Below are 18,966 nucleotides of genomic sequence, written 5' to 3'. Positions count from 1 at the left end.
GAGCAATAAGTTTGTTTGATTAAAAAGAGGTCGCCAGACCCGCCGCAAGGCGCGGTCGCTCAAGGGCAGGTGTTCGCTGCAAGGGCGCCGGTGGCGTGCTGATTTTTACCAAGCCCAAAAACTAAATAATCGAGAGGTGGACAAAAGTGACAAGCAAAAAAACGGAGCACAACAAGTCGGTGAGTGCGGGAGCACCCTCCGATCCTGTGACAATTCCACGCTTCACTGGATGTGATCTGCCGCACATCAGCAGATTGCTCATCCAGTTCCTGCCGCCGCTGGCCATCATCTCGCTGGTTGTGAGCGTACTGGTGAATCCGGACGGTGTTGCGTCCGTCATTTCCACGCTGCGCACCTTCGTCACCGGCCAGTTCACCTGGTTGTTCGTGTTGTATTCGCTCTTTGCCGTCGCGGTGTGTGCCTGGCTCATCTTCAGCAAGATCGGTAGCCGTGTGCGTCTGGGCGGCCCCAATGCGAAGCCCGAGTACAGCAACTTTGCCTGGTACTCGATGCTGTTCGCCTGTGGCCAGGGTATCGGCCTGATCTTCTGGTCGGTGGCCGAGCCGATCATGCTGCGTGAGGAAAGCCCGGTGGTGCAGACGCTGGGCACCAACCTCGCGGGCAACGGCCTGGTCTGGTCCTACTTCCACTGGGGGTTCACGGCTTGGGCGATGTATTGCGTGGTGGCGGTCTGTCTGGCCTATTCGCACCACAACCTGGGCAAGACCCTGACCTTCCGCGAAGCCACTGTCGACATGTTGCCGGAATGGTCGCGCGGTGGTGCCGGAGTGGTCATCGAGTTGCTGGCGATCATGGCCACCATCCTCGGCCTGTCCACCTCCTTCGGTTTTGCGGCCATGCAATTCTCGTCGGGACTCACCTCCTTCACCGGTCTTACTTCCGGCCCCGCACTCTGGCTGGTCGTCATCGCCGGCTTCGGCAGCGTTGCAGCGATCTCTGCCTTCTGCGGCATCAACAAGGGCATGCGCATCCTCAGCGAGACGAACTCGGTGCTGAGCATCGTTCTGGTCGTTGCGGTCTTCGTCTTTGGCCCCACGCTGTTCATTGTCTCCAACGTCACCGAGAGCTTTGGCGCCTATGCGGCGAATTTCGTCGCCATGAGCTTCTGGACCGATGCGCCCAGCACGACGACGACGCTGGCGTCCTGGAAGGACAGCTGGAACGGCTGGTGGACGGTGTTCATCTGGTGCTGGGTGATCGCGTTCTCGCCCTTTGTGGCCGGCTTCATCGCCCGCATTTCGCGCGGCCGCACGCTGCGTGAGTTCGTCATTGGCGTCACCATCATCCCGTCACTGATCGTCATGCTGTGGATCGGCGTGATCGGCTCTGCCGCGATCTATTACGACGACCTGGGCGGTCGTGCGGTATCGGCCGCGGTCAGTAGCGACGTTTCCAGCGGGCTGTTCGTGATGCTGGACGCGATGCCCATCGTCGGTAGCTTGCTGATGGTGGTAGCGACGATACTGGTGGCCACTTACTACGTGACCTCGCTTGACGCGGGAACGTATGCGCTCGCTGATTTCGTTTCGGCGCCCAAGCAGTCCGGTCCGTGGTTCCGCGTCATCCTCGTGTTCAGCATCGCATCGGTCACCACCGTGCTGCTCACTCTTGGTGGCAGCGCCGTCGTCGATACGGTCCAGACCGGCACCATCATTGGCGGCGCCCCGTTCTCGATCGTGATCCTGTTGATGATCGTCAATACGATCAGGCGGCTGCTGAAGAGAGACAGCGTGATCAGGGAACTGGAGAAGATCATCAATAACCCTGATCCGAGCGTGAAGCTCAAGGATGTTCAGAGCTGAGAGCTTATGCGTGCCAGTCACAGGCACGCCCTGATGTAGATGTAGCGCTGGCCTGGCAGTCACTTCATGTGGCTGACAGGCCAGTTTTGCATTGCAGGTGAGCGAGAAGGGGATAGGGCGTCTGGCGGCGCGCAAATGTCGTCATAGGTCAAATTAATGTCACGTTCGGGCAAGCTCCGGCTTTGAGGCTGTGTTAGCTTCAAACTGCGGTTTTCCAGCGTGTCCAGTGTCCAGTTTCCAGTTTCCCAGCGTGCAAGGCCTCAAGGTCTGTGGGTGGAGTCAAGGTCCATGCCTCTCGATGCGAAGGTTCTTGTCGTCGATGACGATGCGGTGACTCGCGCCTGCCTGGTCAATTACTTCGTGGCCGAGGGCTATGAGGTGCGCGAATCCGCGACGGCCGAGGACGCGGAGCAGCAACTGGCTGCCGAGATGGTCGATCTGGTATTGCTCGACATCCGCCTGCCGCGCAAGGATGGCCTGACGCTGACGCGCGAGCTGCGGGTGCGCTCGGACGTCGGCATCATCCTGGTGTCCGGACGGCAGGACGAGGTCGAGCGCATCATCGGCCTCGAATGCGGCGCCGACGAATACGTCACCAAGCCCTTCAACCCGCGTGAGATCCTGGCGCGTGCCAAGAACCTGATCCGTCGCGTGCGCCACGCGGGCCTGCACAGCCCCCCGCCAGCGCGGGTCGTGGTGCCAGTGTGCGAGGGCTGTGCGCTGGACGACGATGGTCGCCAGCTGTGTTTCGAGGACGGTGAGCTGTGTGCGCTGACCGAAGGCGAGTTTCAGCTGCTGCGCGCCTTCCTCGCCCACCCCGGGCAGACCATGAGTCGGGATGCCTTGCTCGATCAGATCCGCAACCGCGAATGGGTGCCGAGTGATCGCACCGTCGACGTGCTCGTTGGTCGCCTGCGGCGCAAGCTGCGCGACGATGCGGCCAACCCCAGGGTCATCCTGACCGTGCATGGAGCCGGTTACCGATTCAGCCCGACACCCCGTCCGCGCGCATGAAGCGCCTGCTGGCTGCACTGTTGTTGTGCGGCTGCGCGCTGCAGGCGCACGGGCGTGAGCTGATCGCTTGCGGCCACCCTGCCTATCCGCCGGTGTCCTGGGTGGCCGATGGAAAATTGCGCGGGCTCGCGCCCACCCTGGTGCGCGAGCTGTTCGCCGAGCTCGGCCTGAACGTGCGTCTCGAAGCTTTCGGTAACTGGAAGCGCTGCCTGCAGGAAGTGCGCGAAGGCCGCGCCGATATCGTCGTTGCCGCCTACCGCAACCGCGAACGCGAGCAGCAGTTTGCCTTTTCCGCGCATTACCTCGTGGCTGACCCGATCGTGCTGTTCGTGCGCCGCGATCGACGCTTTGTGTTCAACGACTGGGAAGACCTGCGCGGGCGTGCCGTGGGGCTGCTGTTGGGAGACAGCTTCGGCGAGCGTTTCGACCGCTTTGCCGAAACCGCGCTGAAAGTGGAGCGCGTTTCCAGCGGCCGCCAGAATGTGCGCAAGCTCGTGCTCGGGCGCATCGATTTCATGCCCATCGGGCGCGACAGCGGGCGTTTGCAGAGCCGCCGTCTGGGCTACGACGAAGTGCTCGAAGCCTTGCCGCAGATGCTGGTCACCGAGTACTACCATGTGGCGGTACGCAAGGGTTCAGAGCTGGAGGCGCTGCTGCCCGAGATCGATCTGCGGCTGACCGCGCTGCACGCCGATGGCAGCATCGCGCGCTATTTGCAGACCCAGTCCGAGGCCTATCTGGCCGAGGCGGTGAGCGCCGAGGATGGCGATGAAAGGCTGGATTGAACGCGCCCTGGGCCGGCTACCTGGTTATCGTCAGGAACATCCGCTCGCCCATCGCCTGACGATCTATGTTCTGGCCTGCAGCCTGGGCTTCGCCTTGTTGTCGACTGCGCTGCAACTGGGCATCGAGTACCGCAGCGAGATGCGCCTCATCGACCAGCGCTTCGAGCTCATCCGTAGCGGCTATGTAGCCAGCCTTGCGCGCAGCCTGTGGGATGTCGATGACGAGCAGTTGCGTTTGCAGATGCAGGGCATCCTGTATTTCCCGGACGTGAGCGCAGTGCGTCTGGAAGGAACGGACGCGGCCACCGCGATGGAGATGAGGCTGAGCCCACAAGGCTCGCCGGGGGCGACGCGTGATCAGATCTTCGCGCTGCGCCATGCGGCGCCCGAGGGTATGCGCGAGCTTGGTCGGCTCGTGGTCCAGGTTGACCTCGATGCGGTGCTGGGGCGCCTGGCGTGGAATGGAGTGACGATCTTCCTCAGCCAGACCTTCACCATCCTGATGATTGCCGGGGTGCTGGTGGTGATCTTCCAGTGGCTCGTCACCCGCCACCTCGAGAGCATGGCGCGCTATGCCCGCCAGCTGGGCGAGGGGCGGCTCGATGCGCCACTGCGGCTTGCGCGGGCGGCCAGCGTACCGCCCGACGAGCTGGATGCGGTGGTGGCCGCACTCAACGACATGCGGGTGGCAATCCAGCAGGATATCAATCGCCGCCAGCGCGCCCATGAGCAGCTTGCCTTCAGCCGCGACCAGCTCAAGGACAAGGTGGACAAGCGTACGCGCAGCCTGCGCGCGGCGAAGGAGGCCGCCGAGTCGGCAAATCGGGCCAAGTCGCAGTTCCTTGCCACCATGAGCCATGAGATCCGCACGCCGATGAATGGCATGCTGGGCATGATCCAGCTCTTGCGTCAGCGCCCGCTCGCGACTGAAAACATCGGGCGCCTGGAAGTATTGCACCAGTCGGGGGAGTCCTTGCTGGCCACCCTGAATCAGGTCCTCGACTATGCACGCCTCGAGGAAGAGGCCTACCTGCCTGAGACGCTGAGCTTCTCGCTGCGCCAGCTGGTGGAGGGGCAGCTGCTCCTGCATGATGCGGCGGCACGCCAGAAAGGGCTGCTGCTGCAGGCCGAAATTGCGCAGGACTTGCCCGACACCTACCGCGGCAGTGTGGGTGGCCTGCGCCAGGTGCTGGGCAACCTGCTGTCGAATGCGGTCAAGTTTACGGCAGCGGGGAGGGTGATTGTGCGCGTGCGAGCGATCCGCATGCAGGACCAGAGCGGGCTGCGCTTCGAGGTCGAAGACAGCGGGATCGGCATCGAGCCGCAACAGAAGGAGCGCGTATTCGAGCGCTTCACGCAGGCCGACGAGAGCATCACCCGGCGTTTTGGCGGAACCGGCCTCGGCCTGGCGATCTGCCGCAAGCTGGTCGAAGGCATGGGCGGGGTGCTGGATGTGGACAGCACACCTGGAGTGGGCAGCCGCTTCTGGTTCGAGGTGCCGCTGGTGGCGTGCCCGGACGCCGGGGCGGGCGCAGTTCTGGTGGCGGGGGAGGACGCTGTGCAGGCGGGGGCGGCGCGCCATGAGGAGGTGCTTGCGGACGCCCACAGCCTGAGCCTGTTGCTGGTCGAGGATGTGGCCATCAACCGCGAGGTATTGAGCGGCCTGCTGGAAAGTGCGGGGCACCTCGTGTTCACCGCCGAAGACGGACAGGGCGCGCTGGCGTTGTGCCGCCAGCAGGGCTTCGATGTGATCCTGATGGACATGCACCTGCCTGGCATGAGCGGTGCCGAGGTGGCGCGCTGCATCCGCGCAGAGCCTGACAGCTCCGGCAATCTCAACAGCGCGACGCCGATCGTGGCGCTGACGGCCAGCGTCGCGCCGGAAGACATTCGTCACTATCTCGACAGTGGCATGGACGCGGTGGTGGCCAAGCCGATCCGGCTCGAGCGCTTGCGTCGGGTGCTGGCCGAGGTGGTGCATGCGCCTGTCCCTGCGCCCGTGCCGGGGTCCGAGCGCGCGGTGGCAGCGCCAGCCCAGGGCGGCAGCGTCAATACGCGCCTGCTCGCAACTCACGCCAGTGTGTTCGGCCGCTCGCGCCTGCTGGCGCTGCTGGAGCAGATGATGGAGCAGGCGGGTGACTTGCGCACACAGCTGGCCGAGATGCTAAGAGCCGAAGACCTGTACGAAACCGAGGCGATCGCGCACAAGCTCGCCGGCAGTTGCGAGCTTCTCGGTCTGGACGCAAGTGGGCGCAGCCTGAGGGCGATGGAAAGAATGGCCGCCGCCGATGAGCTGCTCGCTTGCCGCGCACAGTGGCAGCAGTTCGATGCCGGTTTCGAGGCTGAGCTGGCGGCAGCGCGTGAATTTGCCGCGCGCACGCGGCCGGGTTGAGCGGGGTTGGCTCAGAGGCGCTGTGTCGAGCGCGCCTGCGAGGGCGAGACGCCGAAGAAGTCGCGGTAGCTGCGGCTGAAGTGGGGCGCGCCGGTGAAGCCGCAGGCGATGGCAACAGTGGTGATCGGCGCATTGGTCTGCAGCAGCAGGCGGCGGGCACGGGTGATGCGCAATTCGAGGTAATAGCGCGAGGGCGTGGTCTTCATGTGGCGGTGGAAGAGGCGATCGATCTGGCGCCGTGAAACCTGCGCGTAGTGCGCGAGATCTTCGATGCTCAGTGGCTCCTCGATATTGCTCTCCATCAGCTTGAGGATCGCACGCAGGGCGTCGGGCAGCGTGGCGCTGCCTTCGAGGATGGACATCGGACGGTCGGGGATGTCGTCAGCGACCCGATCACAGGCCAGGATCTCTTCGATTCCACGCACCACGTCGTCGCCATGCTGATGGCGGATGACGGCCAGCATCATGCTCAGGGCGCTGTTGGCTCCGGCCGAGGAGATGCGGTCGCGGTCGATGACGAAGGGCATGGGGAGCAGCTTCACGCGCGGGAAGCTCTCCTCAAGGCCCGCCCGGCTGTCGGGATGCACGGTGCACGCATAGCCATCGAGCAGGCCGGCCTGGGCCAGCAGATAGCTGCCGTTCCACAGCCCGCCCATGGTCAGCGTATGCCAGGCGAGCGCACGCAGGCGTTCAAGTACCGGGCGGTGTGGAGTCAGATCAGAGCGGTAGCCACCACAGACGATCAGCATGTCGAGATCGTTGGCGTCGAGTGATTTCAGCTCGCCGTCGACCGAGATGTTGATGCCCAGATCGCTGAGCACCGCGCCGCCCTCCAGACTGTAGGCCTGGAAGCGATACAGCGGCGTGCGGCTCAGCAGGTTGGCGGTGACGATGGTGTCCACCGCGCCGGTAAAGGCCATCATCGAGAAGTGTTCGAGCAGCACGAAGACGATACGCCGGCTGATCGGGGGGTGTTCACTGTCGTTCTGACGTGCACGCAGATACGCCTGATTGCTGTGGCGCAGGCGGCTGTTGAAGTGCCGGTTGCCGGGGGTCTGTTCGGTCTTTGACTGCTCGCCGTTGCTCATTGCCACGCCTTGTGCACTCTGCCGCGGCGACACGATCCGGGGGCGAACAGGCCCCCGGATCGTGTGCTGGCGGGTCAGCCGGTTGCCAGGCTGGGCTTCAGGCCTGTTGTGCCAGCTTGGGGTTCGATGATCTGGATGGCTTCGCCCAGGTCGTGCCAGCGCTGCTTCTCAGCAGCACTGGCCTTGGGAGAGAACCAGCCAAGGTAAGCATAGATGATACCGATCACCGGTGACACCCAGCACGCGAAAGCAAGCGGGATGTAGAGCAGGTTGTCGAAGTTGCCGTCGGCCACGCCCAGACCCAGCGCGGTGATGACGATCGCCCCACCCGCATTCCAGGGCACGAGCGGCGAGATCAGGGTGCCGCCTTCTTCAATGGCACGTGACAGGTTCAGGGTTGAGTAAGCCTTGCCGCGGTAGGCGGGGGCGAACATGCGCCCGGGCAGCGCGATCGACAGGTAGGGGTCGCCGGCGACGAGGTTGGTGGCAACCGCGGTGCCTACGGCGGCGGCCTGCATCGAACCGAAGCTGCGTGCGCGCTTGAGCACGGACTCGACGATGACCTCGAGGCAACCCGTATGTTCGAGTGCGCCGCCAAAGCCGAGCGCGATCAGCACCAGGGTGATGACCCAGGTCATCGACTGGATGCCGCCGCGGTTGAGCAGGCTGTCGATTTCCTTGACGCCGGTCTCGATCGAGTAGCCGCTTTGCATGTAGGCGAACACGTCATGCAGGCCGGAACCCTGAAGTGTCATCGCCATCACCGCGCCGGCGACCGCGCCCGCGAACAGCGACGGAATGGCCGGCATCTTCTTCAGTGCCAGCAGCAGCACCAGCGCAGCGGGCAGCAGCGCGATCCATGACAGCTTGAAATTCTGCTCAAGGCCAAGGGTGATGGTCTCGATCTTGCCGAAGTCCACCGGGCGGCCATCGACGAGCTCGTACCCGGCGATCAGGTAGATGACGAAGGCGATCAGCATGGCCGGAATCGTGGTCGGCATCATGTTGCGGATGTGATCGAACAGATTGGTGCCGGTGACGGCAGGGGCGAGGTTGGTGGTGTCGGACAGCGGCGAGACCTTGTCGCCGAAGAAGGCACCCGAAACCACGGCGCCCGCCGTCCAGTACATCGGAATGTCGAAGCCGGCGCCGATGCCCATCAGCGCCAGGCCGACGGTGCCCACCGTGCCCCACGAGGTGCCGAGCGAGACGGATACCACCGCACACAGCAACATGCCGGCGGCCAGGAACCAGGCCGGAGTGAGCAGTTGCAGACCGGCATGAATGAGGTAGGGCACGGTGCCACTGGCGATCCAGGTGCCGATGATCATGCCGACCACCATCAGGATGGCTACCGATTGCAGGCCGATGGTGACCACGCGCAGCGCGCCCGCTTCCATGTCATGCCAGCGATGGCCCTGCATCCAGCCCAGCGCGGCGGTGATGGCGAGGCCGAAGGCGAGCGGGACGTGGGGGGTGAAGTCCTTGAAGTAGAACAGCTGGATTCCCAGTACGCCCAGGGTCAGGACGATGGGCAGCAGCGCGAGGCCGAGAGTCGGCCGCTTTATCGTTTTCGCAGTCATGCGTGTCTCCTTGTAATTGTGACCTTGCGGTCAATGGGGAGACTACGGTCGGCGTGTAAATGCCATTGCGGCGACTTGTGCAATGTTGTGCAAGGGCTGGGCTGGCCGTATTTACATTTATCACCGCATTAGCCGGGTTTTTGCGTCTTTGTCTGCAGTGGGCAAACGCATGACGGATACAGGCAAAAGTGACAGGGGCTAAGTTCCTAAGATCGGTTCCCATCAGGTCGTCGTGTGGACGGGCCTGCCGTGATCGACGGATTTCAATACCAACGAGGAGACACCCCATCATGTTTGCAATGACCGACCGCATCGCTGGCTTCGACGACGAACTCAAGGCCGCCATGGACGCCGAGTACGTGCGCCAGGAGTCGCACATCGAACTGATCGCATCCGAGAACTACGCCAGCCCGCGTGTGCTCGAAGCGCAAGGCAGCGTGCTGACCAACAAGTACGCTGAGGGCTATCCCGGCAAGCGTTACTACGGTGGCTGCGAGCATGTCGACGTGGTCGAACAGCTCGCCATCGACCGCGCCAAGGAGTTGTTCGGCGCCGACTACGTCAACGTGCAGCCGCACTCCGGCTCGCAGGCCAACGCCGCGGTATACATGGCCCTGCTTGAGCCGCACGACACCGTGCTGGGCATGAGCCTCGCTCACGGTGGTCACCTGACCCACGGCGCCAAGGTCAACTTCTCGGGCAAGATCTACAACCCGGTGCAGTACGGCATCGTCCTGGAGACCGGCGAGATCGACTACGACCAGGTTGAGGCGCTGGCGCGCGAGCACAAGCCGAAGATGATCGTTGCCGGTTTCTCGGCCTATTCGCGCGTCATCGACTGGCAGCGCTTCCGCGACATCGCCGATGCCGTGGGCGCCTACCTGTTTGTCGATATGGCGCACGTCGCCGGGCTGGTGGCGGCCGGCCTGTACCCGAACCCGATGCCTTTCGCCGACGTCGTCACCACTACCACCCACAAGACCCTGCGCGGTCCGCGTGGTGGCCTGATCCTGGCGCGCTCGAACCCCGAACTGGAGAAGAAGTTCAACTCTATGGTGTTCCCGGGCACCCAGGGTGGCCCCCTGATGCACATCATCGCCGCCAAGGCCGTCGCCTTCAAGGAGGCGCTGCAGCCCGAGTTCAAGCTCTACCAGGAGCAGGTGCTCAAGAACGCCCGCGCCATGGCGGCCGAGTTCGTCGCGCGCGGCTACAACATCGTCTCCGGCGGCACGGATGACCACCTCTTCCTGGTCGATCTGGTCGCCAAGGGCATCACCGGCAAGGCCGCCGACGCCGCCCTGGGCGCGGCCCACATCACGGTCAACAAGAATGCGGTGCCCAACGACCCGCAGTCGCCTTTCGTCACCAGCGGCATCCGCATCGGCACCCCAGCCATCACCACCCGTGGTTTCAAGGAAGCCGAGGCCAAGGAACTGACGCATTGGATCTGCGACGTGCTCGACAACATCGACGACGAGTCGGTGATTGCCGCGGTACGCGAGAAGGCCAGCGCCCTGTGTGCCCGCTTCCCGGTGTATCCCGCCAGCCGTTGAACGATGCGCCAGGAGAACGACAATGGCTATTAGCGTATTTGACATGTTCAAGATCGGCATCGGGCCGTCGAGCTCGCACACCGTGGGCCCGATGCGTGCGGCGCTGATCTTCGTCACCCGGTTGCAGGACGAGGGCGTGCTGAGCAGCGTGCGCCGGGTGCGTGCCGAGCTGTATGGCTCGCTCGGCGCCACCGGGAAGGGGCACGCCAGCGACAAGGCGGTGATCCTCGGCCTCTTGGGCGAGGCGCCCGACCTGGTCGATCCGGACTCGATAGACGAGCGCCTGGCGCGCATCCGTGCAAGCGGAAAGCTCCTGCTGCTGGGCATGCATGAGATCGACTTCGCTGAAAAGACCGACCTCATCTTCCTGCGTCGGCAGAGTCTGCCTTTCCACCCCAACGGCATGCGCCTGACCGCCTATGGTGAGGACGATGTGGAATTGGCGAGCCGGGTTTATTACTCGGTCGGCGGTGGCTTCGTCGTCAATGAGGATGCGGCGGGCGCTGATCGCATCGTGCTCGACGACACCCAGCTGCCCTATCACTTCCTCACCGGTGACCAGTTGCTCGTGCAGTGCGCGGAAAGCAATCTGTCGATCAGCAGCCTGATGATGGAGAACGAGAAGCACTGGCGCAGCGAAGCGGAGACGCGCAACGGCTTGCTGCACATCTGGAAGGTGATGCAGGCCTGTGTGCGCCGTGGTTGCGAGAACGAGGGCGTTCTGCCCGGTGGCATGAAAGTGCGCCGGCGTGCGGCCGAGCTCTATCGCAAGCTGTCCAGTGCGCCTGAGGCTTCGCTGCGCGATCCGCTGACGACGCTGGACTGGGTGAACCTCTACGCCCTGGCGGTCAATGAAGAGAACGCCGCCGGCGGGCGCGTCGTCACCGCGCCCACCAATGGCGCGGCCGGCATCATCCCCGCAGTGCTGCACTACTACTACCGCTTCGTGCCCGGCGCCAATGAGGACGGCGTGGTGCGCTTCCTGCTGACGGCCGCGGCCATCGGCCTGCTGTTCAAGAAGAACGCTTCGATCTCCGGTGCCGAAGTCGGCTGCCAGGGAGAAGTGGGGGTGGCCTGCTCGATGGCAGCCGGCGCGCTGGCCGAAGTCCTGGGCGGCACGCCGGAGCAGGTCGAGAACGCAGCCGAGATCGGCATGGAGCACAACCTCGGTCTGACTTGCGACCCGGTCGGCGGCCTCGTCCAGGTGCCATGCATCGAGCGCAACGCGATGGGCTCGGTGAAGGCCATCAACGCCGCGCGCATCGCGCTGCGCGGCGATGGCAAGCATTTCGTGTCGCTCGACGAGGTCATCAAGACCATGCGCGAGACCGGTCGCGACATGAAGGACAAGTACAAGGAAACATCCCGCGGCGGGTTAGCCGTGAACGTCATCGAGTGCTGAGCGCGCAGCCAGGCAGCCAAAGGAGAACACCTCATGAAACAATATTCAGGCTTCGGACTCGTCAAGCACGCGTTGAGCCACCACGAGAACTGGCAGCGCATGTGGCGCAACCCTGCGCCCAAGCGCGAGTACGACGTGATCATCGTGGGCGGCGGCGGGCATGGCCTGGCGACCGCGTACTACCTCGCCAAGGTGCACGGCATCACCAACGTTGCGGTGGTCGAGAAGGGCTGGCTGGGCGGCGGTAACACGGCGCGCAACACCACCATCGTGCGTTCCAACTACCTGTGGGACGAGTCGGCGTGGCTCTATGAGCACGCGATGAAGCTGTGGGAAGGGCTGTCGCAGGAGCTCAACTACAACGTCATGTTCTCGCAGCGCGGGGTGATGAACCTGGGTCACACCCTGCAGGACATGCGCGACATCCATCGCCGCGTCAACGCCAACCGTCTCAATGGCATCGACGGCGAGGTGATCGACGCGCGCCAGGTCAAGGAGATCGTGCCGCACATGGACTGCACGGCCAATCGCCGTTTTCCGGTGCTGGGCGCTTCCTGGCAGCCGCGTGCCGGCGTCGCACGCCATGACGCGGTGGCCTGGGGCTTTGCCCGCGGCGCCGATGCGCTGGGGGTGGACATGCTGCAGCAGACCGAAGTCACCGGCATTCGCACGAGTGGCGGCAAGGTGCTGGGCGTCGAGACCAGCCGTGGCTTCATCGGCGCCAAGACCGTCGGCGTGGTCACCGCAGGCAACTCGGGCGTGCTGGCGAAGATGGCTGGCTTCAAGCTGCCGGTGGAGTCGCATCCGCTGCAGGCGCTGGTGTCCGAGCCGATGAAGCCGATCCTGGACACGGTGGTGATGTCCAACCACGTCCATGGCTACATCAGCCAGTCGGACAAGGGCGACCTCGTCATCGGTGCCGGCATCGACGGCTACGTCGGCTATGGCCAGCGCGGCAGCTATCAGACCATCGAGCACACGCTGCAGGCCATCGTCGAACTGTTCCCGATCTTCTCGCGCGTACGCATGAACCGGCAGTGGGGCGGCATCGTCGATACCACGCCCGACGCCTGCCCGATCATCTCGGCCACGCCGGTGGGCGGCCTGTTCTTCAACTGCGGCTGGGGTACCGGCGGCTTCAAGGCCACGCCCGGCTCGGGCCACGTCTTCGCCGCCACCCTCGCCGCCGGCAAGGCACATCCGCTTGCCGCCCCCTTCACCATCGACCGCTTCATCTCCGGAAAGCTGATCGACGAGCACGGCGCCGCTGGCGTTGCGCACTGACAGGAGCACGACACCATGCTGCACATCTACTGTCCCCATTGCGACGAGCATCGCGAGGAAGAAGAGTTCCGCTCCAAGGGTGAGGCGCACATCGCCCGTCCGCCCGAGCCCGAAAGCGCCAGTGACGAAGACTGGGGCAACTACCTGTTCTTCCGCAAGAATCCGCGTGGCCTGCATCACGAGCAGTGGTTCCACGCCGTCGGCTGCCGCAAGTTCTTCAACGTCACACGCGACACCGTGAGCTACGAAATCCTCGAAACCTACAAGCCCGGTCAGCAACCGGTGGTCACCGCCGAGTCGCGCAATGGCTCGGCCTCAGACAAGGGAGCGGCAAAATGAGCCAACGCAATCGTCTCGGCACCGGCGGCCGCATCGACCGCACGCGCCCGCTGAGTTTCAACTTCAATGGCGTCAGCCTCCAGGGCTTTGCCGGCGACACGCTCGCCTCGGCCCTGCTCGCCAATGGTGTGGACGTCGTCAATCGCAGCTTCAAGTACGCCCGTCCGCGTGGTGTGATGGCCGCTGGAGCCGATGAGCCCAACGCCATCGTGCAGCTGGGTTCCACCGAAGCGGGCCAGGTGCCCAACGTGCGCGCCACGCAGCAGGCGCTGTACAACGGCCTGGTCGCCAAGAGCACCAATGGCTGGCCCAACGTAGACCGCGACGTGATGGGTCTGCTGGGCTCCCTGGGTGGTCAGTTCATGCCGCCGGGCTTCTACTACAAGACCTTCATGACGCCGGCCTCGGCGTGGCCGAAGTACGAGCAATACATCCGCAAGGCCGCAGGCCTGGGTCGTAGCCCGGTCGAGAGCGATCCGGACATCTACGACCACATGAACCATCACTGCGACGTGCTCATCGTCGGCGCCGGCCCCAGTGGCCTGGCCGCCGCGCTGGCCGCCGGGCGCAGCGGTGCGCGCGTCATCCTGTGCGACGAGCAGGAAGAGATGGGCGGTTCGCTGCTCGACAGCCGCGAGTCGATCGACGGTAGCCCGGCCGCAGAGTGGGTGGCCACGGTGCTGGCCGAGCTCGCCACCCTGCCTGACGTGCTGTTGCTGGCGCGCACCACCGCCAATGGCTATCACGATCACAACTTCGTGACCTTGCATGAGCGCCGCACCGAGCACCTGGCCGACCTCGCGCCCCAGGCCAATGGCCGCCGCCAGAGCCGGGCACGCATGCACAAGGTGCGCGCCAAGCGTGTCGTGCTCGCCACCGGTGCGCTGGAGCGGCCGCTGGTGTATGGGCGCAACGACGTTCCGGGCAACATGCTCGCCGGCGCCGTGTCGACCTTCATCCGCCGCTACGGCGTGATCCCGGGCAAGACCCTGGTGCTGTCGACGACCAACGACCACGGCTACCGCGCGGCCCTCGACTGGCACGATGCCGGTCGTACGGTGGTGGCGATCGTCGACGCACGCGACAAGCCGGACGGCGATCTGGTGGCCGCTGCGCGCTCGCGCAACATCCGTGTCATCAGCGGCAGCGCGGTGATCGAGGCGCAGGGCAAGAAGCGCGTCACCTCGGCCGTGGTGGCCGCCATCGACATCGAGGGCTTCCGCGTCATGGGCAGCACCCAGGAGCTGGGCTGCGACACCATCGCCAGCTCGGGCGGCTACAGCCCCGTCATCCACCTCGCGGCGCATACCGGCCGCCGTCCGGTGTGGCGCGAGGACCTGTTCGGCTTTGTCTCGGGCGGTGTGCCCGGGCAGATCGCCGCCGGCGGCGTCAATGGGCGCTGGTCCTTGCGCGATGCGCTCGAGGACGGCTTCGAGGCCGGCGCACGCGCTGCCGCCGAGGCCGGTCTGAACGCAGTTACGGTCACCCCCCCCGCGGTGGCGGCGGTGCGCGAAGGCAAGGCGGTGGCGCTGTACGAGGTGCCGCACACCAAGCCGACGATGCGTGCACCCAAGCAGTTCGTCGATCAGCAGAACGACGTCACTGCGGCCGGCATCGAGCTCGCCACACGCGAGGGCTTCGAGTCGATCGAGCACGTCAAGCGCTACACCGGTCTGGGCTTCGGTACCGACCAGGGCAAGCTGGGCAACATCAACGGCATGGCGATCGCCGCACGCGTCACCAAGCAGACGATCCCCGAAACCGGCACCACCGTGTTCCGTCCGAACTACACCCCGATCGCATTCGGCGCGATCGCCGGACGCCATTGCGACGAGCTCTTCGATCCGCGCCGTTACACCGCGCTCCATGCTTCGCACCTCGAGCGCGGCGCAAAGTTCGAGGAAGTCGGCCAGTGGATGCGGCCGTGGTACTTCCCGCGTGGCACCGAGTCGATGCACGACGCGGTGCAGCGCGAGTGCCGCGCGGTGCGTGAGGGTGTCGGCATGCTCGACGCGTCGACGCTGGGCAAGATCGAGATCCAGGGCAAGGACGCGCGCGAGTTCCTCAACCGCCTCTATACCAACGCGTGGACCAAGCTCGAGCCCGGCAAGTGCCGTTACGGTCTCATGTGCAAGGACGACGGCATGGTGATGGACGACGGCGTCACTGCCTGCCTCGCCGAGAACCACTTCCACATGACCACCACCACTGGCGGTGCCGCCGGGGTGCTGGACTGGATGGAGCTGTGGCACCAGACCGAGTGGCCAGAGCTTGAGGTGTATTTCAACTCCACCACCGACAACTGGGTGGCGATGACGATCACCGGGCCGAAGGCGCGCAAGCTGCTGGCCGAAGTGGCAGACATCGACGTGTCGGCGGAGGCCTTTCCCTACATGGACTGGCGTGAGGCGAAGGTGGCAGGGGTGCCGGCGCGCATCTTCCGCATCTCCTTCACCGGCGAGCTCTCCTACGAGATCAACGTCCAGGCCAACTACGCGATGCATGTTTGCAAGGCCTTGTTCGAAAAGGGTGCCAAGTACGACCTGACGCCTTACGGCACCGAGACCATGCACGTGCTGCGTGCGGAGAAGGGTTTCGTCATCATCGGGCAGGAAACCGATGGCTCGGTGACGCCTGAGGATCTGGGCATGCAGTGGTGCGTGGGCTACAAGAAGCCTTATTCGTGGATCGGCCGTCGTGCGCTGTCACGACCCGATACCCGTCGCACCGACCGCAAGCAGCTCGTCGGTCTGAAGCCGCTCGATCCGAAGGTGGTGCTGCAGGAAGGCGCGCAGATCGTGCTCGAGAAGGAGATCAAGATCCCGATGCCGATGTACGGACACGTCACCTCCAGCTACTTCAGCCCGGTGCTGGGCCATGGTTTTGCGCTCGCCCTGCTCAAGGGGGGTAGCGAGCGCATGGGTCAGACCGTCTATCTGTCGAGTGGCGATGGTTCGTTGCATGCCGCCGAAGTGGTCAGCCCCGTCTTCTACGATCCAAAAGGAACTCGTCATCATGTCTGATGTAGCAACTTTCAATGCCCACCCGGCGGTGGCAGTTCAGGCCGAGTCGCCGCTTGCCATCAGCCGCATCACGGTGGCCACCCTCACTTCGGCACAAGGCGCGGGGGTTTGTGTGCGCGAGCACGCCCTGCTTGGTCATCTGATCCTGCGCGGCAGGGCCGCCGACGAGGGCTTCCGCGCCGGGGTCGAGGTGGCCCTGGGTCTGCCCTTGCCGCTGAAGATGGGCCCGGTGTCACGTGACGCCGAGCGCGGTGTCAGTGTGCAGTGGATGTCGCCTGACGAGTGGCTGATCGTCGTGCCGCAAGGCGAGGACTACGCGACCGAAGCACGTCTGCGTGAAGCCCTGAGCGGTCACTATGCGGTGATGCAGGTCAGCGGCGCGCAGACCGTGCTTGAGTTGAGCGGTCCCTCCGCGCTTGCGGTGTTGATGAAGTCGGCCGGCTATGACTTCCATCCGCGCAATTTCCCGGTCGGCAAGGGCGTCAGCACCACCCTGGCCAAGAGCACGGCGGTCATTCGCCGTGTGGGCGAGGCGCAGTGGGAGCTGATCATCCGGCGCAGCTTCGCCGACTACCTGTACCGCTGGCTGCTCGACGCCAGCGAGGAGTACGGCGTCTTCGTCGCGCGCTGACGAGCAGCGACCGGGGCTGAGAGGCCCCGGTCGCAAAGCTCCAGCTGCTTCATGCACCCTTTTCCTGCCTACAGCGTTCGTACCCAATGAAAACTGAATCCTTCGAATCTGCGGCCAGGATGACGGTGTCGCCGTCCGCCTTGCCGCGCTCAGTGCCGGTCGGCAATGACGGTATTTCGGTGCGCGGCCTGCGCGTCGAGGCGCTCATCGGCATCTATGAGCATGAGCGTCTGGGCCCCCAGCCCCTGCAGGTGGATCTGGAGCTCGAGCTCTTGCATTCGCGCTGTTGCACCAGCGATCAGATCGAGGATGCGGTCGATTACGGCGCCGTCGTCGCCACCGTGCGCCGCCTGGCGCTGCTCAATCGGCGCTTGTTGCTCGAGGCCTTTGCGCAGGACGTGGCCGACAACCTGCTGCACGACTTTCCCCTGCACACGGTGGCGGTCAGTGTGTGCAAGCCGGGAATCTTCGACGCCGCTGATTGTGTGGGCGTGAGCATCCGCCGTCGCCGCCGTGATTCCACGACGGCCGCCACCAGGGCCTGATCAGGGCTATATTGGTGGCATTGATTTCTGCTTCGGAGTGCTGCCGTGTCCCGTCCCGTCGTCGAGTTCTGGTATGAGTTCGCCAGTAGCTATTCCTGGCTGTCGGTGATGCGCATCGAGCCGCTGGCGCAGGCGGCAGGTGTGGAGGTGGAGTGGAAGCCCTTTCTGCTCGGCCCGGTGTTCCTCGCCCTGGGCTGGAACGACTCGCCGTTCAACATCTATCCGCCCAAGGGGCGCTACATGTGGCGTGACCTCGAGCGCCTCGCCGCCCGCTATGAGCTGCCTTTTCGCAAGCCCAGCGGCTTTCCGCGCAGCAGCCTGCTGGCGGCGCGGGTGGCGCTGGTCGGCGTGGAGGAGGGCTGGGTGGCGAGCTTCTCGCGCGCGGTGATGCAGGCCAACTTTGCCGAGGACCGCGACATCGGCGAGCGCGCGGTGATCGCCGACATCCTGTCCGCGCAGGGCCTGGACGCTGACGCGGTGATCGAGCGCGCGCAAGCGGATGCCAACAAGCTGGCCTTGCGCCGCCAGACCGAGCGCGCGACCGAGCTGGGTCTGTTCGGTGCGCCGAGTTTTCGCGTCGGCGATGAGCTGTTCTGGGGTAACGACCGGCTCGATGATGCGCTGGCCTGGGCGCGCAGTCACGGCGCCGGGTGAGCGCCTGGGCAATGGGTTGCGCAGCGGCCTGAAAGCTGCGGTCTGAAAGCAGCGCCCTGAAGGCCGCGGTTCGAGGCTGGCGAGCGCAGGCGCTGACGGCGGCTTATTTCTTTTTTGCGGCCTGTTCTTCTTCGTATTTGCGCAAGCGCTCTTCGTAGCGCGCGCGGTCCTGGTCTGCGGCGGCGGCGCGTGCTGCGGCCTCAGCCTCCGTTCTGGCGCGCTTGTCAGCTTTTTCGGCGTCGCGTGCTGCACGCGCGGCCTGCGCGCCGGCCTCGGCTTCGGCGGCGCTGCGTGCGCGCTCGGCGCGGATGCGCTCGGCCGCGGCGTCAGGGGTGATGCGGCCGTCCGGCAAGGGCAGCGGCGTGACCGTGGCGGCGGGCGGTGTGTGCACCTCGTCCGCAGAGGTGTCTGTTGCGGCTCCCGCGTCACCGCCGGCGGTGCTGTCACGCTGGGCGGCTTGGGCTTCGGCTGCAGCGCGCTGACGCTGCTCGAGCTTGAGTTGATGCGCTTCGGATTCGAGCGCGCGTGCACGCTGTATGGTTTCCAGGCGCTGCTGCCTGGCCTGATCGATGCAGCGATTGACGAGAAATTTCTTGTAGCAGGCGGGTTCCGCGGCCTGGAAGGTGGCCTCGGCCTCGGCGCGCAGCGCCCTGGCCTGAGCTTGCAGCTCGATCATGCGCGCGCTGTCGGCACTGTCCTGGGCGGCGCTGCTTGTATCTGCGGCCCTTGCTGTGCCCGGCGACAGCGTCAACAACACGGCCATGGAGAGGGCAAGCAAGGGCACGGGCAGGGCGGAACGGAGGGTGGAGCGGGACATGCGCACAGGTTTCCGAAGACGATTCGCTTGGCG

At 64.9% G+C, this 18,966-nt stretch carries 15 protein-coding genes; 12 read left to right on the top strand and 3 right to left on the bottom strand.

The window, feature by feature from the left end; genetic code table 11:
* Positions 1 to 254 precede the first annotated feature (254 nt).
* From M622_RS21890 to M622_RS21875, 4 genes are all read left to right on the top strand, one after another.
* Positions 255 to 1,823 carry a BCCT family transporter gene (locus tag M622_RS21890; RefSeq protein ID WP_021247689.1) on the top strand — a complete coding sequence of 523 codons (1,569 nt, stop codon included), beginning with the start codon at positions 255 to 257 and terminating at the stop codon, positions 1,821 to 1,823.
* 288 nt (positions 1,824 to 2,111) lie between these two features.
* Positions 2,112 to 2,837, top strand: a complete 726-nt coding sequence (locus M622_RS21885) for a response regulator (RefSeq protein WP_021247688.1) — start codon at positions 2,112 to 2,114, stop codon at positions 2,835 to 2,837.
* On the top strand, positions 2,834 to 3,622 hold the full coding sequence (locus tag M622_RS21880) for a substrate-binding periplasmic protein (RefSeq protein WP_021247687.1): 789 nt from the start codon (positions 2,834 to 2,836) through the stop codon (positions 3,620 to 3,622). The genes M622_RS21885 and M622_RS21880 overlap by 4 nt, the downstream gene beginning before the upstream one ends.
* On the top strand, positions 3,606 to 6,014 hold the full coding sequence (locus M622_RS21875) for an ATP-binding protein (protein WP_021247686.1): 2,409 nt from the start codon (positions 3,606 to 3,608) through the stop codon (positions 6,012 to 6,014). The genes M622_RS21880 and M622_RS21875 overlap by 17 nt, the downstream gene beginning before the upstream one ends.
* 11 nt (positions 6,015 to 6,025) lie before the next feature.
* On the opposite strand, the gene M622_RS21870 is transcribed toward M622_RS21875, so the two are convergent.
* Positions 6,026 to 7,102, bottom strand: coding sequence for a GlxA family transcriptional regulator (locus M622_RS21870; RefSeq protein WP_021247685.1), 1,077 nt, complete (start codon positions 7,100 to 7,102; stop codon positions 6,026 to 6,028).
* 74 nt (positions 7,103 to 7,176) lie between these two features.
* Positions 7,177 to 8,685 carry a Na+/H+ antiporter NhaC gene (gene nhaC, locus M622_RS21865; protein ID WP_021247684.1) on the bottom strand — a complete coding sequence of 503 codons (1,509 nt, stop codon included), beginning with the start codon at positions 8,683 to 8,685 and terminating at the stop codon, positions 7,177 to 7,179.
* A 290-nt stretch (positions 8,686 to 8,975) separates the two neighbouring features.
* Between nhaC and glyA the strand changes: the two genes are divergently transcribed.
* From glyA to M622_RS21830, 8 genes are all read left to right on the top strand, one after another.
* Entirely contained in the window at positions 8,976 to 10,238 is a 1,263-nt protein-coding gene (glyA, locus tag M622_RS21860) for a serine hydroxymethyltransferase (protein WP_021247683.1), read from the top strand.
* Positions 10,239 to 10,260: 22 nt separating this feature from the next.
* Entirely contained in the window at positions 10,261 to 11,640 is a 1,380-nt protein-coding gene (locus tag M622_RS21855) for an L-serine ammonia-lyase (RefSeq protein ID WP_031346069.1), read from the top strand.
* Between the two features lie 33 nt (positions 11,641 to 11,673).
* Positions 11,674 to 12,924 carry a sarcosine oxidase subunit beta family protein gene (locus M622_RS21850; RefSeq protein ID WP_021247681.1) on the top strand — a complete coding sequence of 417 codons (1,251 nt, stop codon included), beginning with the start codon at positions 11,674 to 11,676 and terminating at the stop codon, positions 12,922 to 12,924.
* A gap of 15 nt (positions 12,925 to 12,939) precedes the next feature.
* Positions 12,940 to 13,263, top strand: a complete 324-nt coding sequence (locus M622_RS21845) for a sarcosine oxidase subunit delta (protein ID WP_021247680.1) — start codon at positions 12,940 to 12,942, stop codon at positions 13,261 to 13,263.
* The gene (locus M622_RS21840) at positions 13,260 to 16,286 is read left to right on the top strand and encodes a sarcosine oxidase subunit alpha family protein (RefSeq protein ID WP_021247679.1); all 3,027 of its coding nucleotides are present in this window, start codon (positions 13,260 to 13,262) and stop codon (positions 16,284 to 16,286) included. The genes M622_RS21845 and M622_RS21840 overlap by 4 nt, the downstream gene beginning before the upstream one ends.
* Positions 16,279 to 16,917, top strand: a complete 639-nt coding sequence (locus tag M622_RS21835; RefSeq protein ID WP_021247678.1) for a sarcosine oxidase subunit gamma — start codon at positions 16,279 to 16,281, stop codon at positions 16,915 to 16,917. The genes M622_RS21840 and M622_RS21835 overlap by 8 nt, the downstream gene beginning before the upstream one ends.
* 86 nt (positions 16,918 to 17,003) lie before the next feature.
* Positions 17,004 to 17,462, top strand: a complete 459-nt coding sequence (gene folB, locus M622_RS0119720) for a dihydroneopterin aldolase (protein WP_084520634.1) — start codon at positions 17,004 to 17,006, stop codon at positions 17,460 to 17,462.
* Between the two features lie 45 nt (positions 17,463 to 17,507).
* Entirely contained in the window at positions 17,508 to 18,116 is a 609-nt protein-coding gene (locus tag M622_RS21830) for a 2-hydroxychromene-2-carboxylate isomerase (RefSeq protein ID WP_021247676.1), read from the top strand.
* 103 nt (positions 18,117 to 18,219) lie between these two features.
* Here the strand turns inward: M622_RS21830 and M622_RS21825 are convergent, their stop codons facing one another.
* Positions 18,220 to 18,933 carry a hypothetical protein gene (locus M622_RS21825; protein WP_021247675.1) on the bottom strand — a complete coding sequence of 238 codons (714 nt, stop codon included), beginning with the start codon at positions 18,931 to 18,933 and terminating at the stop codon, positions 18,220 to 18,222.
* Positions 18,934 to 18,966 lie beyond the last annotated feature (33 nt).

The organism is Thauera terpenica 58Eu (assembly GCF_000443165.1).
GTDB classification, from domain to species: domain Bacteria; phylum Pseudomonadota; class Gammaproteobacteria; order Burkholderiales; family Rhodocyclaceae; genus Thauera; species Thauera terpenica.
The sequence above is the reverse complement of the archived record's forward strand: the minus strand, read 5'-3'. Positions and strand labels throughout refer to the sequence as shown.

Coding starts and splice junctions, on each gene's coding strand:
- M622_RS21885 (WP_021247688.1), top strand. CDS start 2,112: ATGCCTCTCGATGCGAAGGTTCTTGTCGTCGATGACGATGCGGTGACT.
- M622_RS21880 (WP_021247687.1), top strand. CDS start 2,834: ATGAAGCGCCTGCTGGCTGCACTGTTGTTGTGCGGCTGCGCGCTGCAG.
- M622_RS21875 (WP_021247686.1), top strand. CDS start 3,606: ATGAAAGGCTGGATTGAACGCGCCCTGGGCCGGCTACCTGGTTATCGT.
- M622_RS21870 (WP_021247685.1), bottom strand. CDS start 7,102: ATGAGCAACGGCGAGCAGTCAAAGACCGAACAGACCCCCGGCAACCGG.
- nhaC (WP_021247684.1), bottom strand. CDS start 8,685: ATGACTGCGAAAACGATAAAGCGGCCGACTCTCGGCCTCGCGCTGCTG.
- glyA (WP_021247683.1), top strand. CDS start 8,976: ATGTTTGCAATGACCGACCGCATCGCTGGCTTCGACGACGAACTCAAG.
- M622_RS21855 (WP_031346069.1), top strand. CDS start 10,261: ATGGCTATTAGCGTATTTGACATGTTCAAGATCGGCATCGGGCCGTCG.
- M622_RS21850 (WP_021247681.1), top strand. CDS start 11,674: ATGAAACAATATTCAGGCTTCGGACTCGTCAAGCACGCGTTGAGCCAC.
- M622_RS21845 (WP_021247680.1), top strand. CDS start 12,940: ATGCTGCACATCTACTGTCCCCATTGCGACGAGCATCGCGAGGAAGAA.
- M622_RS21840 (WP_021247679.1), top strand. CDS start 13,260: ATGAGCCAACGCAATCGTCTCGGCACCGGCGGCCGCATCGACCGCACG.
- M622_RS21835 (WP_021247678.1), top strand. CDS start 16,279: ATGTCTGATGTAGCAACTTTCAATGCCCACCCGGCGGTGGCAGTTCAG.
- folB (WP_084520634.1), top strand. CDS start 17,004: ATGAAAACTGAATCCTTCGAATCTGCGGCCAGGATGACGGTGTCGCCG.
- M622_RS21825 (WP_021247675.1), bottom strand. CDS start 18,933: ATGTCCCGCTCCACCCTCCGTTCCGCCCTGCCCGTGCCCTTGCTTGCC.